Origin of the sequence: Thermopolyspora sp. NPDC052614 (assembly GCF_040678635.1) — a bacterium.
Classification (GTDB): Bacteria; Actinomycetota; Actinomycetes; order Streptosporangiales; family Streptosporangiaceae; genus Thermopolyspora.
On the sequence record NZ_JBFATZ010000004.1, the window covers coordinates 202316 to 223450 of the forward strand.

Genomic DNA, 21135 nt, shown 5'->3' on the forward strand with positions numbered 1-21135 from the left:
TTTCCGGCCTTGGCGATCTCCCCAGACACGGGCGCTGAGCTGGAAAAACCTCGTCGCTAGTTGTTGTTCCCGGCGTTGCCGAGCAACGTCAGACGGAACAGAACCGGAACAGAACGGCCCGGCGTCAATCGTGATGCCGGGCCGTTCCTGCTGGTGAGTCACCGGTACACCGAGGTCCTGACCTCAATCGCGTTGTGCGCCCTCCGGCCAGATAATCCGCACCGCCAACCCCCGTGCGCGGGCCTCGGCCACAACGTCCGCGGTTCCCCCGTACCCTCGGGCCGGCTTGCCGTCCCAGACCGCGTACAGCTCGTCGGCCTTGTCGAGCATGAGGTGGCTGGCCTCCATGTGCGCCTCAGACGTGGACTCGACGAAGTCGAGACGATGCACCCGTACGGCGTGCCGCATCAAGTCGTCGTAGCCGGGATGCGCCTCAACGGGCAGGCATTCGCGATACTCGCGGGCCGGGACGACGACATCCAGTTCGCCGCCCAGATCGACGACGGCGCGTGCGAAGAACCTTCTGGGCCAGGTGCCCCGCCGCATCGGCGCGGACTGCCGACCGGCCTCCGGCTCCGAGTGCAAGCCCGCCTCGGACGGCGGCGACTGCGCGCCGGCCGAGACCCTATGTGAGGGCGACGCCCTCGTCCTGCCCGCGCGGCCGGTCGACCTCGCCCGGACCAGGAAGTGAAGTTCACCCGTATCGAGGAGCAGACTGACCGGCATGAACTGGCAGACCCACGCGCAGCACCTCGCCGAGCAGGTCACCCATCCGGGTTCACGGTGGCGTGACCCGGTCGCGAACACTCCCCGTCACCTGTTCGTCCCATCTTGGTGGGCCCGCAGGAGCGGCCGCTGGGAACTGCGGCACGGCCCGGCCGACGAGGCGGCCTGGCTGAAGTCGGCCTTCCGCGATCAGACGCTCGTGACGAGGATCGGCGCCCTGCACGCCGACCACGCCAAACCCGGCGACAAGCCGCGTGGCTGGCCCACCTCCTCCAGCACGCTGCCGGGCCTGGTGCTGAAGATGTACCGGCACGCCCGCATCGGGCCTGAGGACGCCGTGCTGGATGTCGGGACCGGCTCGGGGTACGGCGCGGCCCTGCTCTGCCACCTGCTCGGCGACGGGCAGGTGACCAGCGTCGACGTGGACGACTACCTCACCACGACCGCCGCGCGGCGACTGGGCGAGCTCGGGCTGCACCCGCACGTCGCGACCGTGGACGCCACCGGGCCGATCCCGGGGAGCTTCGATCGCATCGTGGCGATGGTGTCGGTGCGGCCCGTCCCCGCCTCCTGGCTGGCCGTGCTCAACCCCGGCGGCCGACTGGTGACCACCATCACCAACACCTCGCTCATCGTGTCCGCCGTCAAGACCGATGACGGCGGCGCGGTCGGACAGGTCGAGCGGGACTGGGCGATGTTCATGCGCACCAGGACCGGCACCGACTACCCGCCGGAGCTGGACGCGTTGTGGGAGACGGCGCGCACCGCCGAGGGGGAGCACGTCTCGACCGCGCGGTACCCGGTGATCAACGTCCTGGAGAACGCCTGGGAGCTGCGCTCGATGGTGGAGATCCTCGCGCCCGGCGTCGCATTCTGGTTCGACGAGGAGGGCGACACCCGGACCGAGATGATGGTGCACCAGGACGGGTCGTGGGCCCGAGCCGTCCAGACCAGGAAGGATCCCGGCGTCGTCCACCAGGGCGGACCCCGCCGCTTGTGGGACTTCCTGGACGAGGCCCGCGACTACTGGCTGGAAAAGGGCTCGTTGCCCTTGTACGGCGCGAACGTGCGCATCACGCCGGACGGGACGATCCACCTGCAGCGTGGGGGCTGGGAGGCGACCATCGCCTAATGGGAGCTAGCGGGTCGGTCTGATCAGGCAGACTCGGGGTCGGGTGGCCGCTGGTGAGTGGGCGGTCTCGTCGCCTGGAGCGGCGTCGTGGGTGGTCATCCGTCCGGGAGCGGCGGGCCTTCCTCGGCGGCCCAGGTGACGGGCTCCCGCTCGTGGGCGGTGACGGTGAGGTGGGTGACGGGGACGCGAGGAGAGGGAGGGCCGTAGCCGAGCCGTACGGTGACTGCTCGGGGGTCGCGTGGTGGCAGGATGCCCTCGGCCGCCGCTGCGTCGGCCGCCATCACCACGAGTTCGGTGGGTACGACGAGCGTGGCGGGGCCCGGCGGGGTGGCGGCGAGGCCGGTGAACAGGCGGCGGGTTAGTACCTGCGCGAGGGCCTTGAACAGGCGGGTCCACGCGGCGACGTGCGTGGGGGGTACGGCCTCGGCGCGCAGTTCGGGCAGGCCGAGGCGGGTCAGGCCGGTGGTGAGCAGCGCGGAGCCGCCTCGGTCGGGGCTGACGCCGATCCAGATCCATTCGGCCGACGCGAACGCCTCGGGGCCGGCCGGCGGCGTGGGTCGCCACCGCGATGGCAGCAGGCGGGGGGCCTCGGCGTCGAGTGGGATGCCGCCGGTTGCCTCGGCGAGGGCGTGGACCGCCTTCGCCGCCGCGTACAGATGGGATGGAGGCCAGCCGGGGGCGGTCGTAGCGGTGACCACGAGGTGCCGCTGCCGGGGCTTGCTCAGTAGCGTGCCCAGCAGGTGCTCCGCGCCTGGGGAGCAGTCGGGGCAGCAAAGGATCTCACAGGCCCACGCCAGGGTGGGGTCGTCCTGCGTCGCCTCGGTGACGGTGATCGTGAACGGCTCCCGACCCTCGGGGAAGGGCACGTCCGCGAGGGCGGAGGCGATCTCGCCCGCGGGGTCGGGCAGGGTGTGTTCGGGGGCGGCCACGACATAGGTCGCGCTCACCTTCGCGGGCACGGGCACGAGGAGCGTGGACGTCGGGGGCGGGGACGGCGGGTCGAACGGGTCGGGTGCGGAGGGCGGGGTGGCGGGCATCGGGTGCCTCTCGGGTGGGCGCTGCGGTGGACAACGCACACTCTCTCCGATGCGAACGCTTGCGCGAGTGGATGGGAGGCGATCTGTGGATAACTCCGGGGCTGTGGATAGAATCGAACACGTATCCGAGAGTGGGCACGTGGTCACATGCCGCCGGCGTCCTTTCGTGGCCGTAGCCCGGTGAGGCGGCGCAGGACGTCCCACCAGAACGAGGCGCCGAACAGCAGGGCGATGAAGGTGATCAGGAAGCCGGGCCAGTGCTCGGGCATCGTGACCCTGTCCCACCACGCGGCGGCGTTCCAGGTGATGTGCGGGGTGCCGCTGTCGGGGAGGGTGAGGCTCAGCGGTCCGTTGCCGAAGACCTCGACGAACGCGGGCGTGCTCAGCACCTGGGTGACGCAGGCGTAGGCGTCGGTGCTCTCCGGGGTGCCGGCGCACATGTCCCGCAGCGAGGTGAGTTGTTCCGTTCCGGCGTCGGCGAACGCGGCGACCGTGCTGCGGAGGGCGGCGTCGTTCAGCAGTTCCTTGCCGTACTGCAGCGAGTCCACGCTGAAGGCCAGCGTGACGATGAGGCCGATCAGCGCCACCACCCAGCGCACATACCGGCGGTAGAGCATGGTGAGGCGCTGCATTTCGCCGTCGAACCATCGCTGAGCGCCGGCGCGGAAGGCGTCCAGGTCGTCAGAGACGCTCTCCCACACGCTTTGCAGCGGACGGAACAGTGGGCTGCCCTGGTCTCTGAGCCGGTTCAGCAGGGGCTGTACGCCGCCGTGCCCCATCGCGAGCTCCATCACCGCGACGCCGAAGCGTTCGGGCGGAATCTGGGAGATCGCGGTCTTACCGCCCTTGTAGTGGTCGATCTCCTGGAGCCGCTCGTAGACGGCGTCGGCGACCGATCCCGTGATCGGGATCTCCTTCGGCGCCGGCTCGTCGCTGAACACCGGGCGGGGGTCGCGGGTGAACGGGAACTTCAGGAAAACGCCGGCGACGGTCGTCGGCAGCCGTGATCTGGCGCTTCCCGCCACGAAATCCCGGAAGACGCTGCGTGCCATGCGGCCGATCAACGGCAGGCGGCAGAGTCGTTCCATGACCCGGGTGAGGACGCGGAGGACGCGCGTCCTCGGGTCGTTCGCCTGAAGCCCGCCGTCGAGGGTGTCCCGCAGGTAGGCCCACAGGAACTTGCTGCGCACGCTGAGCAGCCGTACCAGGCCCTCGTTGATGCCGCTCACCAGCAGCGACAGCAGCAGGAAGGCCAGGACGAGACCGATCGCGAGGTCAACGTAAACGGATATCAAGGGGAATCACCGGAACCGTGATACACCCTTGGCAATCATTACCGCAATGCGGAAAGAACCGCGAAGGAAATGCGCCGGGGAAACGTCCCTGAAATCGCGATATGTCCCGTACGCGATGCCGGAGCCCCGGCTCGTGGCCGGAGGAAGGCGGCGGCAGGCAGGCGTGCGCCGACTCTGTGGACGCGCCCAGAAGACACCCGGAAGACACCCGGAAGAACATCCGGAGAGCACCTGGACAGCACCCGGACCGGAACAACGCACTCTTGCCAGCGAGACTGGGCGGAGTCTGCGACAAGGAGACGCCGAGATCCATCAGAAGGTCGTTGCGGCAATCCTCCAGGGAGGGTCGGGACCAGGCAGACCGGAACAGCTGACCGTCTGGGAAGTCTTCCTTCAGCTGGTGAGCGCACACTGCCGGGGTCGACGGTCGTCAGTTCGAGGAGCCCGCGGCAGCGCCCGGAAAACACCCGGAGAACACGTGCGGAGAACCGGAAGGCGCCCGGGGAACACGTGCGGAAAGAACACGCGGCATTCGTTGCCGGGGCCTCTCCTTCCCCGAGGTCGCGGGGCCGGTCAGCCCTCGTAGAAGACGCGCTCGACGACCTGGCGGGCCCGGCGGGTGGCGCGGCGGTAGTCCTCGACGAAGTCCTCCGAGCCCTCGGGCGGATAGCCGAGCGCCCGCGCGACCCTGGCCCGTTCCCGGACGTCGGCGGGCACGGCGTCGCCCGCCCGGCCGCGCACGAGCATGATGGCGTCGCGGACCTGGGAGGCGAAGCGCCAGGCGTCGGCGAGGATCTCCTCGTCCTTGGGCGCGAGCAGGCCCGCCGCCGTGGCCGCCCGCAGCGCGTCCAGGGTGCGGGTGGTGCGCAGGGACGGGACCCGGTAGGCGTGCCTGAGCTGGATGAGCTGGGCGACCCACTCGACGTCCGACAGTCCGCCGCGGCCCAGCTTGATGTGCAGGTTGGGGTCGGCGCCGCGGGGCAGCCGCTCGGCCTCCATGCGGGCCTTGAGCCGCCGGATCTCGCGCAGCGCCTCGGGGGTGATGCCGTCGGCCGGGTACCGCAGCGGGTCGATCATCGCCGTGAACTCGCGCCCGAGGTCGGCGTCCCCGGCCGCGAATCGGGCACGCAGCAGCGCCTGCGCCTCCCAGGGCGACGACCAGCGCGCGTAGTAGGCGGCGTAGGAGGCCAGCGTGCGGACCAGCGGGCCCTGGCGTCCCTCGGGGCGCAGGTCGGGGTCGATGAGCAGCGGCGGATCGGGCGCCGGCAGGGCGAGCAGCCGGCGCAGCTCGTTGGCGACGGCGTGCGCGACGTCGGTGGCGTCCTTCTCCGCGGCCCCCTCGACCGGCGAGTGCACGAACATCACGTCGGCGTCGCTGCCGTAGGAGCACTCGTATCCGCCGAGCCGTCCCATCGCGATCACGGCGATCCGCGTCGGCGTCTGGCCGCCGCGCTCGGCCATGACCTTGCCGATGGCGACGTCGAGCGCGGCCTGGATCGTGACGTCGTTGAGCTCCGACAGGCCCTGCCCGACCTGCTCGATGTCGAGGTGGCCCATCAGCCCCGCCACCGACAGCCGGAACAGCTCGCGCCGCCGCAGCGCGCGCACGGCCTTGACGGCGGTCTCGGCGTCCCCCTCGTGCCGCTGCACGGTCGCGGCGGCCTCGGCCAGCAGCGCCGACACCGGCCGCGCCTCCAGTTCGGCGTCCGAGCCGAGCATCGCCACGGCCTCGGGGGCGTGCAGCAGCAGGCCGGTGACGTACTTGCTGGTGCCGAGCAGCCGGGCCATGCGCTCGGCGACGGCCGTCTGGTCGCGCAGCAGCCGCAGGTACCACGGGGTGGCCCCGAGCTTGTCGCTGACCTGCCGGAACCCCAGCAGCCCCGCGTCGGGGTCGGGGGCGTCGGCGAACCAGCCGAGCATGACCGGCAGCAGCGTGCGCTGGATGGCCGCCCGCCGCGACACGCCGGAGGTCAGCGCGGCGATGTGCCGCAGCGCCCCCTCGGGGTCGGCGTACCCGAGCGCCTCAAGCCGGGCCACGGCGGCGTGGGTGGACAGCCGCGAGTCCTCGCCGGGGAGCCGGGCCACGGCCTGCAGCAGCGGCCGGTAAAAGAGCTTCTCGTGCAGGCGCCGGGCCTCCATCGCGTGCCTCTTCCAGCGCGTGGTGAACTCGCCGACCGGATCGACGGTCATGCCGAGGCCGCGCCCGAGCCGCCGCAGGTCCATCACGCCGGTGGGGACGACGTGGGTACGGCGCAGCCGGTGCAACTGCAGCAGATGCTCGACCTGGCGCAGGAACGTGTACGCCTCGGCGAGCGCCTTGGCGTCCTCCCGCCCGACATATCCCCCACGTGACAGCGCCGCGAGCGCCGACAGCGTGGCCCGCCGGCGCAGCAGCCCGTCCGAACGGCCGTGCACCAGCTGCAGCAACTGCACGGCGAACTCGATGTCGCGCAGCCCGCCCGGCCCGAGCTTGATCTGCCGCTCGGCCTCGTCGGCGCGCACATGGGCCTCCACGCGGCGGCGCATGGCCTGCACGTCCTCGACGAAGTTGTCCCGTTTGGACGCCTGCCACACCAGGTCGTTGACGGCCGCGACGTACTCCTCGCCCAGCGCCAGGTCGCCAGCGACCGGGCGCGCCTTCAGCAGCGCCTGGAACTCCCACGTCTTGGCCCATCGGCGGTAGTAGGTGAGGTGGCTGGCGAGGGTGCGCACCAGCGGCCCCGAGCGGCCCTCGGGGCGCAGGGCCGCGTCGACCTCCCACAGCGAGCCCTCGGGCGTGCTGGTGGAGCAGGCGCGCATCATGCCCTGGGCGAGCCGGGTGGCGACCTGCAGCGCCTTGGTCTCGTCGAGGTCGTCGCGCGGCTCGGCCACGAAGATCACGTCAACGTCGGAGATGTAGTTGAGCTCGCGGGCGCCGCACTTGCCCATGCCGATGACGGCGAGCCGTACGCCGTGGGCGTCGCCGTTCTCGGCGCGGGCGATGGCGAGACCGGCCTCCAGTGCGGCCCCGGCGAGGTCGGACAGCTCGGCGGTGGCCTCGGCGAAGGTCACCTCGCCGGTGATGTCCCTGGCGGCCAGGCGCAGCAGCCTGCCCCGGTAGGCGACGCGCAGCGCCGACAGCGTCTCGGTGGTCGCGTCGCGGGCGACGGGCTCGTCGGCGTCGGGGTCGGCGCCGACCGCGAGCAGCAGGTCGCCGCGCAGCTCCCGCTCCCCCGGCCGCTGCGACGTCTCGCCGTCCTCCAGCAGCCGCCAGTGGTCGGGGTGCCGGGCGAGGTGGTCGCCGAGGGCGGCCGACACGCCGAAGACGCCGATCAGGCGGCGGCGCAGGCCGGGGTCGGCGCGCATGGCGCCGAGGACGCTCGGGTCGCGTTCGGCGAGGCGGTTCAGCGAGGTCAGGGCGAGATCGGGGTCGGCGGCGGCGACCAGTTCCTCCAGCAGCTCGACGTCCCCGACCGCTTCGGGGCCGAGTTCGTCGAGCAGGCGCTCGGCTCGGGCTCCGTCCGCGAAACCGAGCCGGGCCAGCCTACCTGCGGTTGTGTCGATGCGTGGCTCGGCGTTCACTTTGACAAAAGTAGTCCCTTCACTCCGGCCCGTCGTTAGCGCCCCCGGACCGTAATCGCGCCATCACTGCTCCAGTCCACGATTGCAGGGGGGCTTCATCGTTGTTTCGGCCGGGTCACCGGCTCGTGAACTCCCGCTGACGCCGTACGGCGGAGGCGAAACCGTCGGCGAGGGGACGCCATGCCTCGGCCAGCCGCTCTCCGGCGCGCACGGCCGCCCGATCGAGGGCGGCGACGTCGTACCCCTGCGCGGCGAGGCCGTCCGCGCTCGCCGCGGTCCACGAGGTGAAGATCTCGGGCGTGGCCTCGGGGTGGAACTGCACCGCCCAGGCCGCGGGGCCCAGGCGGTAGGCCTGGTGGGGGTAGGTCGCGCCGGTGGCGAGCAGGACGGCCCCGGGCGGGATGACGGCGCTGACGTCGTAGTGGTACTGCAGCGCCGGGGTGCCGGGCCGCAGTCGCCCGAGGACGGGATCGCCCGCCGCCGCGGGCAGCGGATCGATGGCGGCGATGCCGATCTCCAGGCCGTGGCGCCCGCGTTCCACGGTGCCGCCGCAGGCCATGGTCATCAGTTGCGCGCCGAGGCAGATGCCCAGCGTGGGCACCTCCTCGGCGACCGACCGCGCGATCAGGTCGCGGGTGGCGGGCAGCCAAGGGTAGTCCTCGTCCTGCCAGGCCGAGGGCTCGCCGCCGAGCACGATCAGGCCGTCCGCCGCGCGGCCGGGCATCGTCTCGCCCAGGTACGGCCGGACGATCTCGCATTCCACGCCGGCGGCGGGCAGCCACCCGGCGAGAAATCCGAGCCCTGCGTCGGCCTCGTGCTCGATCACCATCACCCGCATACCGCAATTATGGGATGAGCAGGTAGAGGGTTGACATTGCGGGCAGGGCTACGAGTGCCATGCCGCCGCCGCGCCCGGAAGGCGTCCGCACCCGGCGCCTGTGGATCGGCGATCGACGTCGCGACCCTGCCTACCAGATCAGCACGAAGTCGATCACGCGCACGACGGTGACGGTGCCGACGACGACGGCGACCGTTCCTCCCCACCGTTCGCCCCTGCGGAGACCGAGGACGGCGATCAGCGTCCCGGCGAGCCCGACGACGGCGGCGACGACGAGGGGCCAACCCCACCCGGAGGGCAACAGCCAGAAGAGGAGCGACGGGAGGGCGAGCGCGATGGCGATGACGGACATCACCGGAGGCCGCCCGGGCCCCGCGTGGTGGTACGGGCGCGGTGTCGCGGGGCCGTTCGGGTCGTACGGCGGCAGTTGCGACCCGCCGGGCGCGCCGTGATCCGGCCGTCGCGAGTCCCTCGGAACGTTCATTTCACCAACCTGTCGGGGTTAACGGGCCCGTTCGTGGGTCGAGAACGGGCCGTTCGGAGGCGCCGACGATTTCGCGCGGCACGTTCGTGCGAGGCGACGCTGTCAAGAGACGTGCAAGAAATAAGCGATGATCACCTGGACGACCACCACCGCGGCCATACTGCCGGCGACCACAATCGCCGTACCGTTTCGACCACCCCGTAGGCGATCGGCGACCGCAAGCGCGATTGCGACAAAGCACGGAATGATGGGCACCGTGTATTCAAAGAACAAGTAGGTGTTGTCCCGGATGTCCGTAAGCACGACGGACGCGCCCATCAGCCAAGTGACGCAGTAGAGGGCGGCGATCCTCGCGGCCCGTCCACCGGAGTACTCCTTGTCCATATAGCCCGCGAGGGTCAGCGCGACCCCGGCCAGGCCGGGGATGAAGAGGGCACCGACGGCCAGGTCGACGTTTTCCATCCATCGCAGCCGGCCGATCAAAAGCATGCCCCATGTGCCGGCGTACAGAAAAGAGATTCTGACGAACGCCTTGCCGGAATATTCCTTCCGCAAAAGGCCCACGAGGGCCACCACGACCCCGATCAGGGCGGGGGCCCAGAGGGCATAGGACAGGTTACCGCTCCACTGGACGTGGAAGACCTCGTAAATGTTCGGGAAAATAACGAGGTAACCGGCAGATAACAGAGCCAGGACCGACATGGCCGAGATGTGGTCGCGGCCCGCCGCCTGATATTGGCCTTCCCCGCCGGCCGCGTCCGATAAGGGCGGAAGCCGCGCTCCGCCGGACTTCTCACTCGTAGGCCACGGATTACCGGGAACGGCCATGGTGCCGCCTCCTTTTGAACGAACGGCCGGCCCGGAGCCGGTCGTGACAAGTTGACACTCATACGGTCGCGAGCCCGATGGAACGGTCCCGAGCGCCGCCCGCGCGCAGCCGGAAACCGCGGGCGGGCGTCTCCCTCGATCGCCGCCGGGTCGGTTCCCGAATCACAGCGGATGGGAGCGCGAAGTCATACCCCTCTTTCCTTCTGCGACTCCCACACCGCCCATTCGGCCCGGCTCTCTGCGAGCTCCGCTTCCCTTTCGACCTGCGCGGCGTACTCGCGCTCCTGATCCGCCCACTGGCGTTCGAGGGTGTCCCGCGCCACGTCGTTGCGAATCTCGTCGGCCGCGACCTGGGCTTCCAGGAAGGAGGTGTTCTGCCCGGAGTTGTGCAGCCGCTGCTGAGCCGCCTCGAGCTCGTCGGCGGACACCGAGCCGGGATCGATGGTTCCCTTGACGACCGTGTAGGCGTCCGCCTGGCCGGCGTTGAGGGCGTCGAGGAAGGTGGCGAGCTGGGGGTCGAGCTGCGGCGTCGAGCCCGACGCACCCGAGTCCGGGAACGGCCCGGCCCCGCCGGACGACCCGCCGGCGAAGGCGTTCTGCGCGACGGTCTGGGCATCGAACGCGCCGTCGCCGTCGGTGTCGAACAGCCCCTGGTCGACCACTCCGTCGTAGTTCACGTCGACGTAGCGGGTGTTGGCGAATCCGTCGCCGTCGGTGTCGTACTGCTGGACGTCGGCGACTCCGTCGAAGTTGGCGTCGGTGAGCTGGGTTTCGGCCACCCCGTCGCCGTTGGCGTCACTCGTCCATGTCTCCTGGACGCCATCGCCGTCCAGGTCGATCCAACCGGCCCCGGGGTCTCCGCCCAACACATCCATGTCTGCCTCCTTGCGCGAGAACGGGTACGGCGTCACAGAGACAGATGCGAAGGGTGCCGGCATTGTTTCACGTTCTGTTTCACGTTCTCGGCGAACCGCTTCGCGCGCACGCCCGGATCGACGGGCGCCCGCCGCCGGTGAAACAATCCTTCGCCCGCGCGCATCCTCTCTGACGACGGCCACGAGAGGACATCGACTGTGAACCATCCGACCTCGCGGGGAAGATCGGCGCCGAGCCCGTCCCGTCTGCTGGAAAGACACGCGCCATGATGTGGGCTCGGCTGTTCGGCATCGTTCTGCTGCTGGCCTGCGCCGTTCTCACGGCGGGGATGTCCGGCGTCACCGCCCCGACGCCGAAGGGCTCCGCGCCTCCGGCGTCGTCACCGGCCGCGTCGGCGCAAGCCGTGGCTCCATCGAAGGCCCCGCCTCCCTCCCCGTCGCGTAAGAAGCCGTCGCCGTTGGTCACCGCGACGGGCGGAAAGGCCGGCCTCGAACCTCAGCCGACGGCCGCCTCCCCCACCCCCACCCCGACCCCCACACCGGACACGGGCGGCGGTTCGGCCCCCTGGGTCATCACCGGCGTCGCCCTGGCCCTGGGTCTGGCGGCGGGCGCGGCGGCCGTCATCCCCGCCGTACGGCGCCGCGCCTCATGGGCGCCCCCCCGCGTGGCGACGGTCCCGGCGGCGCCCCCGCGCCCCCGTACGATCGAGCGGGTTCCTGCGCGGCCGGGCGGCTCGTCATCTCGCCCGGAAAGGGACCACCGCGCACTGACCGCGGCCTTGCGGGAGGTGGCCGCAGGGAACGTAAGCCAGGCCGTCACCCAGCAGATCGACCGTCTGCTCTCCGGCGGCGACCCCGGCCGCGAGGCCCTCGTGTCGGCGTGCATCCGCTACCGTGATCAATTGGAGGACCGGCATCCGGCGCTCGCCGCCCGGCTGCTTGACGCGCTGCGAGCCGTCGGCGTCCACGAGGTCGTGGCGGACGGGCAGCGCTTTGACGCGCGGATACACGAGGCTGTCGACATGATTCATACAGACGATCCGTCGCTGGACGGCAGGATCGCGGCCACCGAGGTGCGCGGATACTCCGACGGCGACCGCGTGGTGCGAGTGCCGAAGGTGACGGTCTACCGGATGGATCCGCGATGACCCCGATGACCCCGATGGCCCTGATGACCCCGATGGCGCGGCCTCACGGGCGCCCGAGCCGCTCGCGCAGCCCCTTCCGTGCCCGGAAGATCCATACTTTGACCGTGTTGAGGGGCACCTGCAGCACGGCCGCGGTCTCCTCGTACGAGAGCCCTCCCGCCCACAGCAGCAGGGCCTCCCGGTGGGAGGCGTCCAGGGAGGCCAGCGCGCGCCGCAGATCCACCATCGCGACGACCGTCTCGTCGAACGCGATGCCCGCGCCGGCGGCCTCGTCCGCCTCGGGGAACAGCAGGTCCACCGTCGCCGGCCTGCGGCGGATCAGCGCTCGCGCCGCGTTGCGGGCGATCGCCAGCACCCAGACGGAGAACGCGGACCGGCCCTCGAAACGGTTCAGGTTGCGCCACACCGCGATCTGCGTCTCCTGCAGCGCGTCGAGGGCGTCCGCCCGGTTTCCGGTCAGGTGGAAACACAGGGCGAATGCCCGCCTCTCCACCGGAACCCACAACTTCCGGAACGCCTCCGCGTCTCCGGACCGGGCGGCGTCGAGCAGGACCTCATCGTCGTCTTCCGCAGGGCCGTGCGCCAGCCGACGATCTCCAGACATCGGAGACATGCGTCGATGAGATCATATGGAACGGTTTAACGGTACGCAGCGGATGCACCTGATGCATGACCGTAATCATGACCCGGACGATCAGGACCGGGCCGAGTTCGGCCGGCTCCTGTACGACTCGGTGCCGCCCTTGACCGAGGCGGAGAGCGACACCATGTTCGCGGCCACCATGGATCACGTCCTCGGCGGCGAGGAGCCCTCCGACGTCCACGTGGACGACGCGGCGTTCGCCTTCGGCGACGCCGAATCCGAGGAGCCCGGGTCCGAGGATGTCGACGGCGCCCTCTTCGACGTCGTCGAGGCGGGCGATCCGCACGCGGATCACCACCTCTCGGCCGATCACCGCCCCTGGGTCGATCACGACGCTTCCGGCGAGTTCTAGGTGCGCGCGAACCCCTCCGCCGACCTGCGGGAACTGTGCGCCGCGACCGCGGCCAGGCTGGCCGATCCCGGGCTGCGGCGAAGGCTCGACGGGGTGCGGGCCCGGCTCGGCGCACCGCTCCAGGTCGCGGTCGCGGGCGCCGTGAGCAGCGGCAAATCCACCCTGGTGAACGCCCTGCTGGGCCTGCCCGTCGCGACGGTCGCCCCCGGCGAGTGCACGCCGTTCGTCACCCAGTACGAGTACGGTCTGGACGACGGGCGCGTCGAGATCGAGCGCGCCGACGGCCGGATCGCGGTGACCCGCCTGGCGCCCGGCCGCCGCCTCCCCGCCGACCTCGGGGTGCCGGTCGACGAGGTCATGCGCGTCCGGGTCCATCTGCGCTCCGAGGCGCTGCGCGCCGTCACGGTGATCGACTCGCCCGGCATGAACACCATCACCGCCCATAACGAGCGGGCCGCCCGCCGGCTGCTGTTCGGCACCGACGAGGACGACGACCAGGCCCAGGCGTTGATCTACGTCCTGCGCTACGTCCAGCGATTCGACGACGAGATCCTCACCGAGTTCCGGCGCCTGACCGAGGCGTGCGGAATGTCACGCGTCAACACCCTGGCCGTGCTGAGCCAGGTGGACCGGCGCGGCGACGAGGACGACCCGTGGCCCACGGCACGGCGGCTGGCCGCCCGGGCCTACGCGGACCTGCGCGCCTCCGTCTTCGACGTGGTCCCGGTGATCGGGCTGCTCGCGGAGACCGCGCGCATCGGCGCGCTGGGGCATCGGGAGCTGGCGGCCCTGTCGGCGCTCGCCGAGCTGGACGACGCGGACCTCGACTACCTGCTGCTCGACCTCGACGACTTCGTCGACTCGCCCGAGGTCCCGGTGCCCACGCCGGTACGGCGGGAGCTGGTGCGCCGCCTGCACCGGTACGGCATCCGCACGGCGGTCACCGCCCTCCGGAACGGCACGGCCGGCGGCGTCGAGGCGCTCAACCGGATCCTGCTGCAGCGTTCGGGGTTTGAGTCGGCCGAGCCGTCGCCCACGGGCACCGTCGCGGCCGGTCTCGCGCACTTCACGCGGCGCGCGGAGCAGCTCAAGGCGCTGGCCGCGATCGCGCAGTTGCGCCGGTTGTCACGCGCGCTGACGTTCGGATCCGACCGCACGATCCTCGGCACGCTCGCCACCGCGCTCGAGGAGTCCCAGCAGGCCCCCGCCGTACTCCACAGCCTGCTGATCCACGGCGCGCTGGAGGCGGCGGGCCGCGGACAGCTCGTCCTGAACGACGAGATGCGCGCCGAACTGGCGCGGCTGGCCGGCTCCGACGACCCGGCCGAGCGACTCGGCCTGCCCGTGGGGGCGACCGCGGCGGAGGTGGCCGAGGCGGCCCGCGCGGCGTCGGTGCGCTGGCGGGCGCTGGCCATGCTGGGCGAGGGCCGGGTCGGCGGGCAGCGCGCCCGCGACGTCCTGCGCGTACTGGAGGACCTGGCCACCGCCCCGGAACCCGCTCAGGGATCCGCGCCGCCCACGCGTTCGGCCCCCGCCGAGACGCCCCCGGCGCCCCCGCTTCCGCCGGTGCCGCCGGTGCCGATCGACGAGGAGCACGTCCGGCGGCTGCGGGATTCGGCGCTGCTGACGGCCGAGGACCGGCGCACCCTGGATCGGCTGCTGACGGGAACCGGAGCCGCCGCCCAGGTCGGGGCCGCCCTGGACGCCCCCGCGCAGGACGTCGCGGCCTTCGCGGCGGTGCTGAGCGCCCGCTTCCGCGCGCTCATGCACCGCCCGCTGCCGCTGCGGGACCGGCGCGCGGTGGAGGCCGTGTGCGACGCCTTCGCCAGGATCTCGCAGGCCATTCTCCACGCCCCCCAAGGAGACACGACCCATGGAAACCACCGCTGAACGTGTGACCGCGGTGCTGCGCCTGGCGAACGAGGTGCACGCGCTGGCGGGCCGGTACGGCCGCGCGGATCTGGCGGAGCCCTTGGCGCAGGCGGCGGCGCGCTGGAAGGAGGACGAGACGACGATCGTCGTCGCCGGAGCCCAGAAACGCGGCAAGAGCCGGCTGATCAACACGTTGGTGGGCCGGCCGGGCCTCCTCCCCGTGGACGCGGACATCGCCACCGACTGCCACCTGCGCGTACGGCGAGGCGAGAACCTGACCGCCGTCGTCCACGATCAGCTCGCCGACGACGTCCCGATCGATCCGGAACACCTCGCCGACTACGCCTCGGTGGCGGGTGACCCGGCCAGGCGGCGCACCGTGCTGAGCGTGGACGTCACCGTGCCGAGCCCGCTGCTCGACGGCGTGTGCCTGGTGGACACGCCCGGCGTGGACAGCCTGACCGTGGGCCATCGGCAGGTGACGATGGCGATGCTGCGGCGGGCCGACGCCCTGCTGTTCGTCCTCAGCGCCCAAGACCAGCCCGTGCTCCGGCACGAGCTGGAGTTCCTCGCCGAGACGGTCCAACGGATTCCGGCCGTCGCCTTCGTGCTGACGAAGGTGGAGGACTCGGCGAACTGGCGCGACCTCCTGGAGGAGAACCGGCGCCGCCTTGAGACGTTCGTCCGGGAATCGGGCGACGCACTGCGGCCCCTGCTCGACGCCCCCTGGTTCCCCGTCAGCGCCAAGCTCGGCGAGGCCGCGGCGGCCCAGCTCGCCCTGGGGCGGGCCGAACGGGCCGAGGCCCTGCGGACGCGCAGCGGCATGGGCAGGCTCGAGGCCTACCTGCGCGGCTGTGCGCGGGATCGGGCGCTCACCCGGAGCGCCACGGTGCTCTCGGCGGCCCGCTCGGTGCTGGCCGCGCTCGCCGCGTCCGCCGAGGACCACGACGCGGCCTCGTCCCCGGGCCGGGCGGCCGAGCGCCTCGCCGTGGTGGAGCAGGCCCTGGAGGACCTCGCTGCGACCGCACGCAGGCGACGCCTGCACGGCGCGGCGAACCAGTTCCTGGGCCAGGAGATCGCCACGCTCGTGCGTACGCAACTGGCGCAGGTGCGCGCGCCGTACGACCGGGCGATCGCGGAGCTGGACACCCGGTCGAAGCTCGACCGCTACCTGGCCGAGCTATCCGACAGCGTGGAACGTTCCCTGCAGGCGGCCTGGGAGGGCGCCCTCGACGAGGTGACCGCCCTGGTCTCCGGCACGCTCAACGACTTCCTCACCTCGCTGGGGCTCGACCCGATGGAGGTCGACCTGGCCAGGGCGACGATGCCCGCCACCCTCCCGCGGAACCTCACGGTCAACACACCCCCTCCACAGCGCTTCGACCTCTTCCGGGAAGGGGTCCCCGCCGCCACGATGGCCGCCTCCATCGGCCTGATGCTCGCCCACCTGACGCCGCTCGGGCTCCTGGTCGGGCCGGTGCTGGCCGCCGAGGTGCTGCGCCGGCGGCGGGCCTGGGAGCAGGTGCACCGGGACCAGGCCGCGCTGCGGAACCTGCTCGCCGAGCAGTTCGCCCAGGCGGCGACCGCTCTCACGCTCGCGCTGCAGCGGGAGGCCGCCGCCTGGCGCGCCACCGTCGAGCAGGCCGCGGACGAGGCGCTGGCCAAGCAGCGCAAGGAACTGGAGGCCCGGCGCGCCGAGCTGAAGTCCTTGATCGCCGGGAGCGGCGGCCGTTCCGCGCAGGAGCCGGCCGGGGAACGGCTGACGCGGATCGCCGCGCTCGCCCGGCAGGCCGAGACGCTACGCGCCGAAATCGCCGCCGACATCAACGCGCTGGGCGACGGGGCCACCGGCTAGTGTCTCGCGCCGGAAATACGGCGCTTGAGTTCCTTGGCGGGCGCCTCGCGACCATCCGGACCGAACGTCCGGGTGGCGGGGCGGCGTGCCGCTTCCGGCTCCGCGCCCGTCGCCACCGAAACGTCCGCAAACTTACGCACCGCACTGAAGGCACGAGACAGTAGACCACCGGCCGTACCAGACCAACCGACTCTGCCTGCCCGTCGCCACCGAACCGTCCACGAACTCACACCGCGCTGAAGGCACGAGGCACTAAACCACCAGCCGTACCAGATCGGCCGGCTCTGCCTGCCCGTCACCCGGTTCGGCGTCGGGCCGGTGCAGGCACAGCAGCCCGTGCGGCACCTTCGCCACCGGCTCGATCCAGCCCGGGGCGCGGTGGAACTCGCTGACCCCGGCGGGGGTGACGTGCATGATGCGCGAGGTGCCGTCCGGGCCCGACACCGCGATCCACAGCGTGTCGCCGTCGACGAGCAGCCGGGGCCGCTCCGCCTTGTCCCGTGACGTCAGATGTCCGAGCAGGGACGTGCGCTGTTCGTGGTGGAGCAGTCGCACGCGGCCGTCCGCCTCGTAGAGCATGACGGCCCAGCCTCGGGAAGGGACGACGGTGTCCATGCCCACCGCGTACATGCGCCCGCCGGCCGGGACCCAGCGCAGCGCGCCGCCGCGCGGGCGGGGGGCGACCACCCGCACCGGATCCGGGGCGGCGTCGATCTCCAGGCCGACGTTGGTGGAGATGAACCATTTGCCGTCGTACAGCAGGACCTGTTGCAGCCAGTTGGGCTTGGACCGGTCGATGGTGGTGATCTTGCCGCCGGGGGCGAGCACGCACAGCGCCTGCGACGGGGTGAAGGTCCGGTAGACGCCGGTCAGCGATCTCCTGCCGGTGAACCGGCCGAGGACCACGACGCAGCCGTCCGCACCGACCGCCGACGCGGGCTCGTTCCCCGTGGGGCCGTCCTGGTCGAACAGCCGCCGCTGCCGATTGTCCTCGTTCACGAACCACTGCGCCTGCTCTCCCAGGGACGTCTCGGGGACGTCCTGGACGAAGAACGCGCGCAGGTCGAGTTCGACGACGGTCAGCTTGCCGACCTCGCCCCAGGGGAGGCCGCTGACGTGGTTCACCTTGCGGGCCCGATCGTCGGTGAAGAACACCCATCCGGTGGCTCCGCGCACCAGCACCCGTGCCCCGCGCTTGCCCGAAAACCGCTGCCCGGAGCGAATGGTCATCTCGGGCGTCAGCGTGTGCAGCAGGAGGCCACCGGGATTCGTCTCGACCACCACCATGCCGTCGTCCGACACCCCCCAGTCCACGACCCGGCCGAACTGCACCTCGCGGTCGGCCTCGCCGATGGTCGGATCCAGCCGCCGGAGCACGTGATGGCCGTTCTCGTCGGCGCAGAGCGCGTAGAGCCACGTGGTGGTGGACCGGACCTCCAGCACCTCCTCCAGGATCGGGGCACTGGGGTCGTTCTTCCCCAGGCTCCAGGCCAGCCGCGCGGCGCCGAGGGCGACGACGGTCTTGGGGTCGTCCGACATGCGGATCAGGTCGCCGTGCCGCTGCCGCAGGATGTCGTCGACCAGCGGCATCCTGCTCGCGCCCCCCGGTCAGGAAGATTCCGGCGAGGTCCTCCGGGGCGACGTTGGCACGCTCCAGCGTCTCACCGACGAGATCCGCCGTGCGTACGATGTCGGCCTTGACCATGTCGTCGAGTTCCGCCCGCGTGATGGTGACGTCGGTGTCGGCGCCGGAGATGTACTGGCTGGCGGTGTCGTAGGTGGACAGGGTCTCCTTGGCGACGCGGGCCTCCTCCAGCAGGTTCGCCGCCGCGGCGAGGTACCGGCGGTCGGGGTTGCTGCCGACCTCGGCGAACCATTCCGGGTTAACCCGCTCCACCTGCCGGCCGAAATGGTCGTAGACCCGTACGTCGAACTCCTCGCCGCCGATGGCGTCGTCTCCCCCGGGTTCGCCGACGACCTTGAATCCGTCCCCGTCCGCCTCGACGATCGCCGTATCGAACGTTCCACCGCCAAGGTCGTAGACCACGACCCGCTTGCCGCCGCTCACCCGGTGCGCCGACGCGTAGTGCAGGGCGGAGGCGACCGGCTCCTCCACGAGCACGATCCGCGCCTCCGGCGCGACCGCCTCGCCCGCGGCACGCAGCACGCTGCGCCTGCCCTCGCCCCAGGCCACCGGGCAGGTGAGCACCACGCACGAGGGCTCGACGCGGTCGAACCGGGCCCGGCCCTCGTCCACGAAGAGCCTGAGCAGCGCGGCCAGGGCGTCACGCACCTCCACGGGCACTCCGGCGAGCAGCATGGTCCCCTTGCCCACGTATCGCTTCGGGTTGCGTTCCACCCGCTCCGGATACGCCCCCAACGCCCGGTGCGCGACCCTTCCGGCGACGATGACCCCCTGCTCGTTGAGCAGAACCGTGGAAGGGACGCGTTTGTCGCCGTTGATCTCCAGGAGGTCCACCCGGCCCTCGACCGCGACCGCCCCCGCCGAGAAGCTGGTTCCCAGATCCACCCCAACACACCACTGCACCACATGGACCTCCAGAATCCACGCGTCTTTCGATCAGTGGGATACTCGTGCACTACGGTGCAAACAGCAATCCATGTTGCGAAAGCGATGCCGCTCGGTGCCGACCGGATCGCCCTGCGCGCCGGGTCGCCCTGCGCGCCGGGTCGCCCTGCGCGCCGCTTCGCCGAGCCGGTACGGCTAGCGCACCGCTTCGCCCGAGCTTGTACGGCTAGCGCGGCGGGCCGTCGGCCGGGAGGTGGAAGCGCCGGCCCGACCCCACCGGTTCGGGCCACTCGACGGTACGATCATTACGAGTCCCGCCCCCCGATATGATCACCAGGAGTTTTCGGCCGACCTCCGCATGCTGCTGACGCGCGGTGCGCCGAAAGGCATCAGCGTACACCTCGCCGAAACGTCCGACTTTTCGACAGCAACGAAAACGCTCGTCTCGATCACGTCATCACTCGCACCGGTGTGCCGACGCGCGGCGACACTGGCTTGCAGCCGAAGAAGCTTTCTGCGCCATCGAGGTGGTCTCGCCCGCAGCCGATTTCTCTCCCTGGCCTGGCGCGCCACCAGCCACTCAGCAGCCGAGCCTGTCGATCATCGCCGAACCACGTCGGCTGCGGGCACAAATTGGCCGATCCAATTGAGTTCTGCACATATGGGGACATTGCACTGCGTATGTGAATCGCACTGTCATCACATGGTCGCTTACCGGAGTTTGGAGGTGGCGAGCGTCTACCAGGATGGGTGATCGACAGTTAGAGTCGGGTACGGCAAAGCGAGTTACCGGCACACGGGACGCATATGACCTCTTCCCCCCTTGAGCCACCTCCAGATGACGCCGAGGACGACGACGCAATACCGGAAAAGGAGAAGGTGCCGCTTTCGGCGCTCGACGTACTGGCTCGGCGGCTGGCCGAGATGGAAGAGACGATGCGCCGGGAGCACGAGCGGGCCGCGCATCGGGAGAAGGTGATCGACCGGCTGCACGCGGAGAACCAGGAGTTGCGGCACGGACTGCTGGAGGAGGCTCTCACCCCGGTGCGGGCGGGTCTGTACCGGCTGTACGACAACGCGCGGCGGCAGGCGGCCCGCTGGCGACAGGAGCCGCCGTCCGCGGAGCACGCCGCGTCCCTGCTGGAAGCGCTGGCCGACGAGGTGGCCGAGGTTCTCGGCCGGGCGGGCGCGGAACGCGTGTCCGTGAACCCTGGTGACATTTACGACCCGGTTATCCACAGGCCGGTGCGAACCGCCGACGTCGCCCCCGAGGCGGATGGCACAGTCGTCGAGGTGCTCGCGGACGGATTCGCGGGCGTGACGAGAGGAGCCGGGGGTGCGGTGCGCGAACGGGTGGCGCGAAAGGCCGACGTCGTGGTCGGACGTGTCAGACGAAAGCCCGAAGCGGCGAATCAGGCCGCTGTGGGCACTACGGGCACTGTGGGCGCTGTGGGTGCTCTCGGCACTTCTGCTGGTCTGGCGGGCAAGCCGGAGGTTCCGACCCGGGCCACGGCGGCACCCGCATCCGATGACGGCCCAGCCGTCGGTGCCGAGCAGGCCGCCGAGACCACGCCGACCGACTCCACAATCGCCGACCATGGCACCGCGACCACGGCTGGAACCGATACCGGCAATGACGCCACGACCGCCGAGTCCCGGACCGGAACCACCAGCGGGACCGACACCGGCACCACGAGCCCAAGCACGACCGGAACCGAGACCGACGGCACAACCACGACCGGCGCCGGGACCGTATCCGAGTTGGGGACTGTGACCCAGTCCAGGAGCGGATCCAGGTCCGAAGGCGAATTCGGGTCTGGGAGCGAATCCGAGAGCGGAACCGGGACCGCGGCCGGAACCGGGACCGGAACCACAACGTCCGGCACGGGCACTGCAGCGACCGGGGCCGGGGCCGCATCGGTCCTGGGAGCCGGTGGACGCGAGGAGGGGGACGGATAG

General features: G+C 71.3%; 16 protein-coding genes and 1 pseudogene. 6 read left to right on the forward strand and 11 right to left on the reverse strand.

Annotated features, from left to right (window positions below; translation table 11 throughout):
- Nucleotides 1-183: 183 nt before the first annotated feature.
- Nucleotides 184-585 (reverse strand): hypothetical protein, encoded by a 402-nt coding sequence (locus tag AB0K60_RS10530; RefSeq protein ID WP_364051157.1) that lies wholly within the window; start codon nucleotides 583-585, stop codon nucleotides 184-186.
- A 139-nt stretch (nucleotides 586-724) separates the two neighbouring features.
- Between AB0K60_RS10530 and AB0K60_RS10535 the strand changes: the two genes are divergently transcribed.
- Nucleotides 725-1858 carry a methyltransferase domain-containing protein gene (locus AB0K60_RS10535; protein ID WP_364051160.1) on the forward strand — a complete coding sequence of 378 codons (1134 nt, stop codon included), beginning with the start codon at nucleotides 725-727 and terminating at the stop codon, nucleotides 1856-1858.
- 95 nt (nucleotides 1859-1953) lie between these two features.
- Here the strand turns inward: AB0K60_RS10535 and AB0K60_RS10540 are convergent, their stop codons facing one another.
- The 7 genes from AB0K60_RS10540 to AB0K60_RS10570 form a co-directional block, all read right to left on the reverse strand.
- Nucleotides 1954-2895 (reverse strand): hypothetical protein, encoded by a 942-nt coding sequence (locus AB0K60_RS10540; protein WP_364051163.1) that lies wholly within the window; start codon nucleotides 2893-2895, stop codon nucleotides 1954-1956.
- A 143-nt stretch (nucleotides 2896-3038) separates the two neighbouring features.
- A complete protein-coding gene (locus tag AB0K60_RS10545) occupies nucleotides 3039-4190 on the reverse strand; it encodes a hypothetical protein (RefSeq protein ID WP_364051166.1) in 1152 nt (383 codons plus the stop codon).
- A gap of 573 nt (nucleotides 4191-4763) precedes the next feature.
- Complete coding sequence (locus AB0K60_RS10550) at nucleotides 4764-7751, reverse strand: bifunctional [glutamine synthetase] adenylyltransferase/[glutamine synthetase]-adenylyl-L-tyrosine phosphorylase (RefSeq protein WP_364051169.1); 2988 nt, start codon at nucleotides 7749-7751, stop codon at nucleotides 4764-4766.
- 115 nt (nucleotides 7752-7866) lie between these two features.
- Nucleotides 7867-8589: a type 1 glutamine amidotransferase gene (locus AB0K60_RS10555; RefSeq protein ID WP_364051172.1), complete on the reverse strand. Its 723-nt coding sequence runs from the start codon at nucleotides 8587-8589 to the stop codon at nucleotides 7867-7869.
- Between the two features lie 130 nt (nucleotides 8590-8719).
- Nucleotides 8720-9073, reverse strand: a complete 354-nt coding sequence (locus tag AB0K60_RS10560; RefSeq protein WP_364051175.1) for a hypothetical protein — start codon at nucleotides 9071-9073, stop codon at nucleotides 8720-8722.
- 102 nt (nucleotides 9074-9175) lie between these two features.
- Nucleotides 9176-9901 carry a hypothetical protein gene (locus AB0K60_RS10565; RefSeq protein ID WP_364051178.1) on the reverse strand — a complete coding sequence of 242 codons (726 nt, stop codon included), beginning with the start codon at nucleotides 9899-9901 and terminating at the stop codon, nucleotides 9176-9178.
- A 185-nt stretch (nucleotides 9902-10086) separates the two neighbouring features.
- Complete coding sequence (locus AB0K60_RS10570) at nucleotides 10087-10776, reverse strand: hypothetical protein (RefSeq protein ID WP_364051181.1); 690 nt, start codon at nucleotides 10774-10776, stop codon at nucleotides 10087-10089.
- 266 nt (nucleotides 10777-11042) lie between these two features.
- Between AB0K60_RS10570 and grpE (AB0K60_RS10575) the strand changes: the two genes are divergently transcribed.
- On the forward strand, nucleotides 11043-11924 hold the full coding sequence (gene grpE / locus AB0K60_RS10575) for a nucleotide exchange factor GrpE (RefSeq protein ID WP_364051184.1): 882 nt from the start codon (nucleotides 11043-11045) through the stop codon (nucleotides 11922-11924).
- Nucleotides 11925-11967: 43 nt separating this feature from the next.
- Here grpE (AB0K60_RS10575) and AB0K60_RS10580 read toward each other — a convergent pair whose 3' ends face one another.
- Entirely contained in the window at nucleotides 11968-12528 is a 561-nt protein-coding gene (locus AB0K60_RS10580; RefSeq protein WP_364051187.1) for an RNA polymerase sigma factor, read from the reverse strand.
- 61 nt (nucleotides 12529-12589) lie between these two features.
- Here AB0K60_RS10580 and AB0K60_RS10585 point away from each other — a divergent pair, with 61 nt between their 5' ends.
- Genes AB0K60_RS10585 through AB0K60_RS10595 form a run of 3 tightly spaced genes read left to right on the forward strand, consistent with a single transcriptional unit; the run spans nucleotide 12590 to nucleotide 16646 of the window.
- Nucleotides 12590-12919, forward strand: coding sequence for a hypothetical protein (locus AB0K60_RS10585; protein ID WP_364051190.1), 330 nt, complete (start codon nucleotides 12590-12592; stop codon nucleotides 12917-12919).
- Nucleotides 12920-14809, forward strand: a complete 1890-nt coding sequence (locus tag AB0K60_RS10590; protein WP_364051193.1) for a dynamin family protein — start codon at nucleotides 12920-12922, stop codon at nucleotides 14807-14809.
- Nucleotides 14793-16646, forward strand: coding sequence for a dynamin family protein (locus AB0K60_RS10595; RefSeq protein WP_364051196.1), 1854 nt, complete (start codon nucleotides 14793-14795; stop codon nucleotides 16644-16646). The genes AB0K60_RS10590 and AB0K60_RS10595 overlap by 17 nt, the downstream gene beginning before the upstream one ends.
- 252 nt (nucleotides 16647-16898) lie before the next feature.
- Here AB0K60_RS10595 and AB0K60_RS10600 read toward each other — a convergent pair whose 3' ends face one another.
- Both AB0K60_RS10600 and AB0K60_RS10605 read right to left on the reverse strand, forming a co-directional pair.
- Nucleotides 16899-18236, reverse strand: coding sequence for a hypothetical protein (locus AB0K60_RS10600; RefSeq protein WP_364051199.1), 1338 nt, complete (start codon nucleotides 18234-18236; stop codon nucleotides 16899-16901).
- Between the two features lie 67 nt (nucleotides 18237-18303).
- A pseudogene (locus AB0K60_RS10605) lies at nucleotides 18304-18966 on the reverse strand (Hsp70 family protein); the annotation flags it as partial.
- 1017 nt (nucleotides 18967-19983) lie between these two features.
- Here AB0K60_RS10605 and grpE (AB0K60_RS10610) point away from each other — a divergent pair.
- Entirely contained in the window at nucleotides 19984-21135 is a 1152-nt protein-coding gene (gene grpE / locus AB0K60_RS10610) for a nucleotide exchange factor GrpE (protein WP_364051202.1), read from the forward strand.

Coding starts and splice junctions, on each gene's coding strand:
- AB0K60_RS10535 (WP_364051160.1), top strand. CDS start 725: ATGAACTGGCAGACCCACGCGCAGCACCTCGCCGAGCAGGTCACCCAT.
- AB0K60_RS10540 (WP_364051163.1), bottom strand. CDS start 2,895: ATGCCCGCCACCCCGCCCTCCGCACCCGACCCGTTCGACCCGCCGTCC.
- AB0K60_RS10555 (WP_364051172.1), bottom strand. CDS start 8,589: ATGCGGGTGATGGTGATCGAGCACGAGGCCGACGCAGGGCTCGGATTT.
- AB0K60_RS10560 (WP_364051175.1), bottom strand. CDS start 9,073: ATGAACGTTCCGAGGGACTCGCGACGGCCGGATCACGGCGCGCCCGGC.
- AB0K60_RS10565 (WP_364051178.1), bottom strand. CDS start 9,901: ATGGCCGTTCCCGGTAATCCGTGGCCTACGAGTGAGAAGTCCGGCGGA.
- AB0K60_RS10570 (WP_364051181.1), bottom strand. CDS start 10,776: ATGGATGTGTTGGGCGGAGACCCCGGGGCCGGTTGGATCGACCTGGAC.
- grpE (WP_364051184.1), top strand. CDS start 11,043: ATGATGTGGGCTCGGCTGTTCGGCATCGTTCTGCTGCTGGCCTGCGCC.
- AB0K60_RS10580 (WP_364051187.1), bottom strand. CDS start 12,528: ATGTCTGGAGATCGTCGGCTGGCGCACGGCCCTGCGGAAGACGACGAT.
- AB0K60_RS10585 (WP_364051190.1), top strand. CDS start 12,590: ATGCATGACCGTAATCATGACCCGGACGATCAGGACCGGGCCGAGTTC.
- AB0K60_RS10595 (WP_364051196.1), top strand. CDS start 14,793: ATGGAAACCACCGCTGAACGTGTGACCGCGGTGCTGCGCCTGGCGAAC.
- AB0K60_RS10600 (WP_364051199.1), bottom strand. CDS start 18,236: ATGCCGCTGGTCGACGACATCCTGCGGCAGCGGCACGGCGACCTGATC.
- grpE (WP_364051202.1), top strand. CDS start 19,984: ATGACCTCTTCCCCCCTTGAGCCACCTCCAGATGACGCCGAGGACGAC.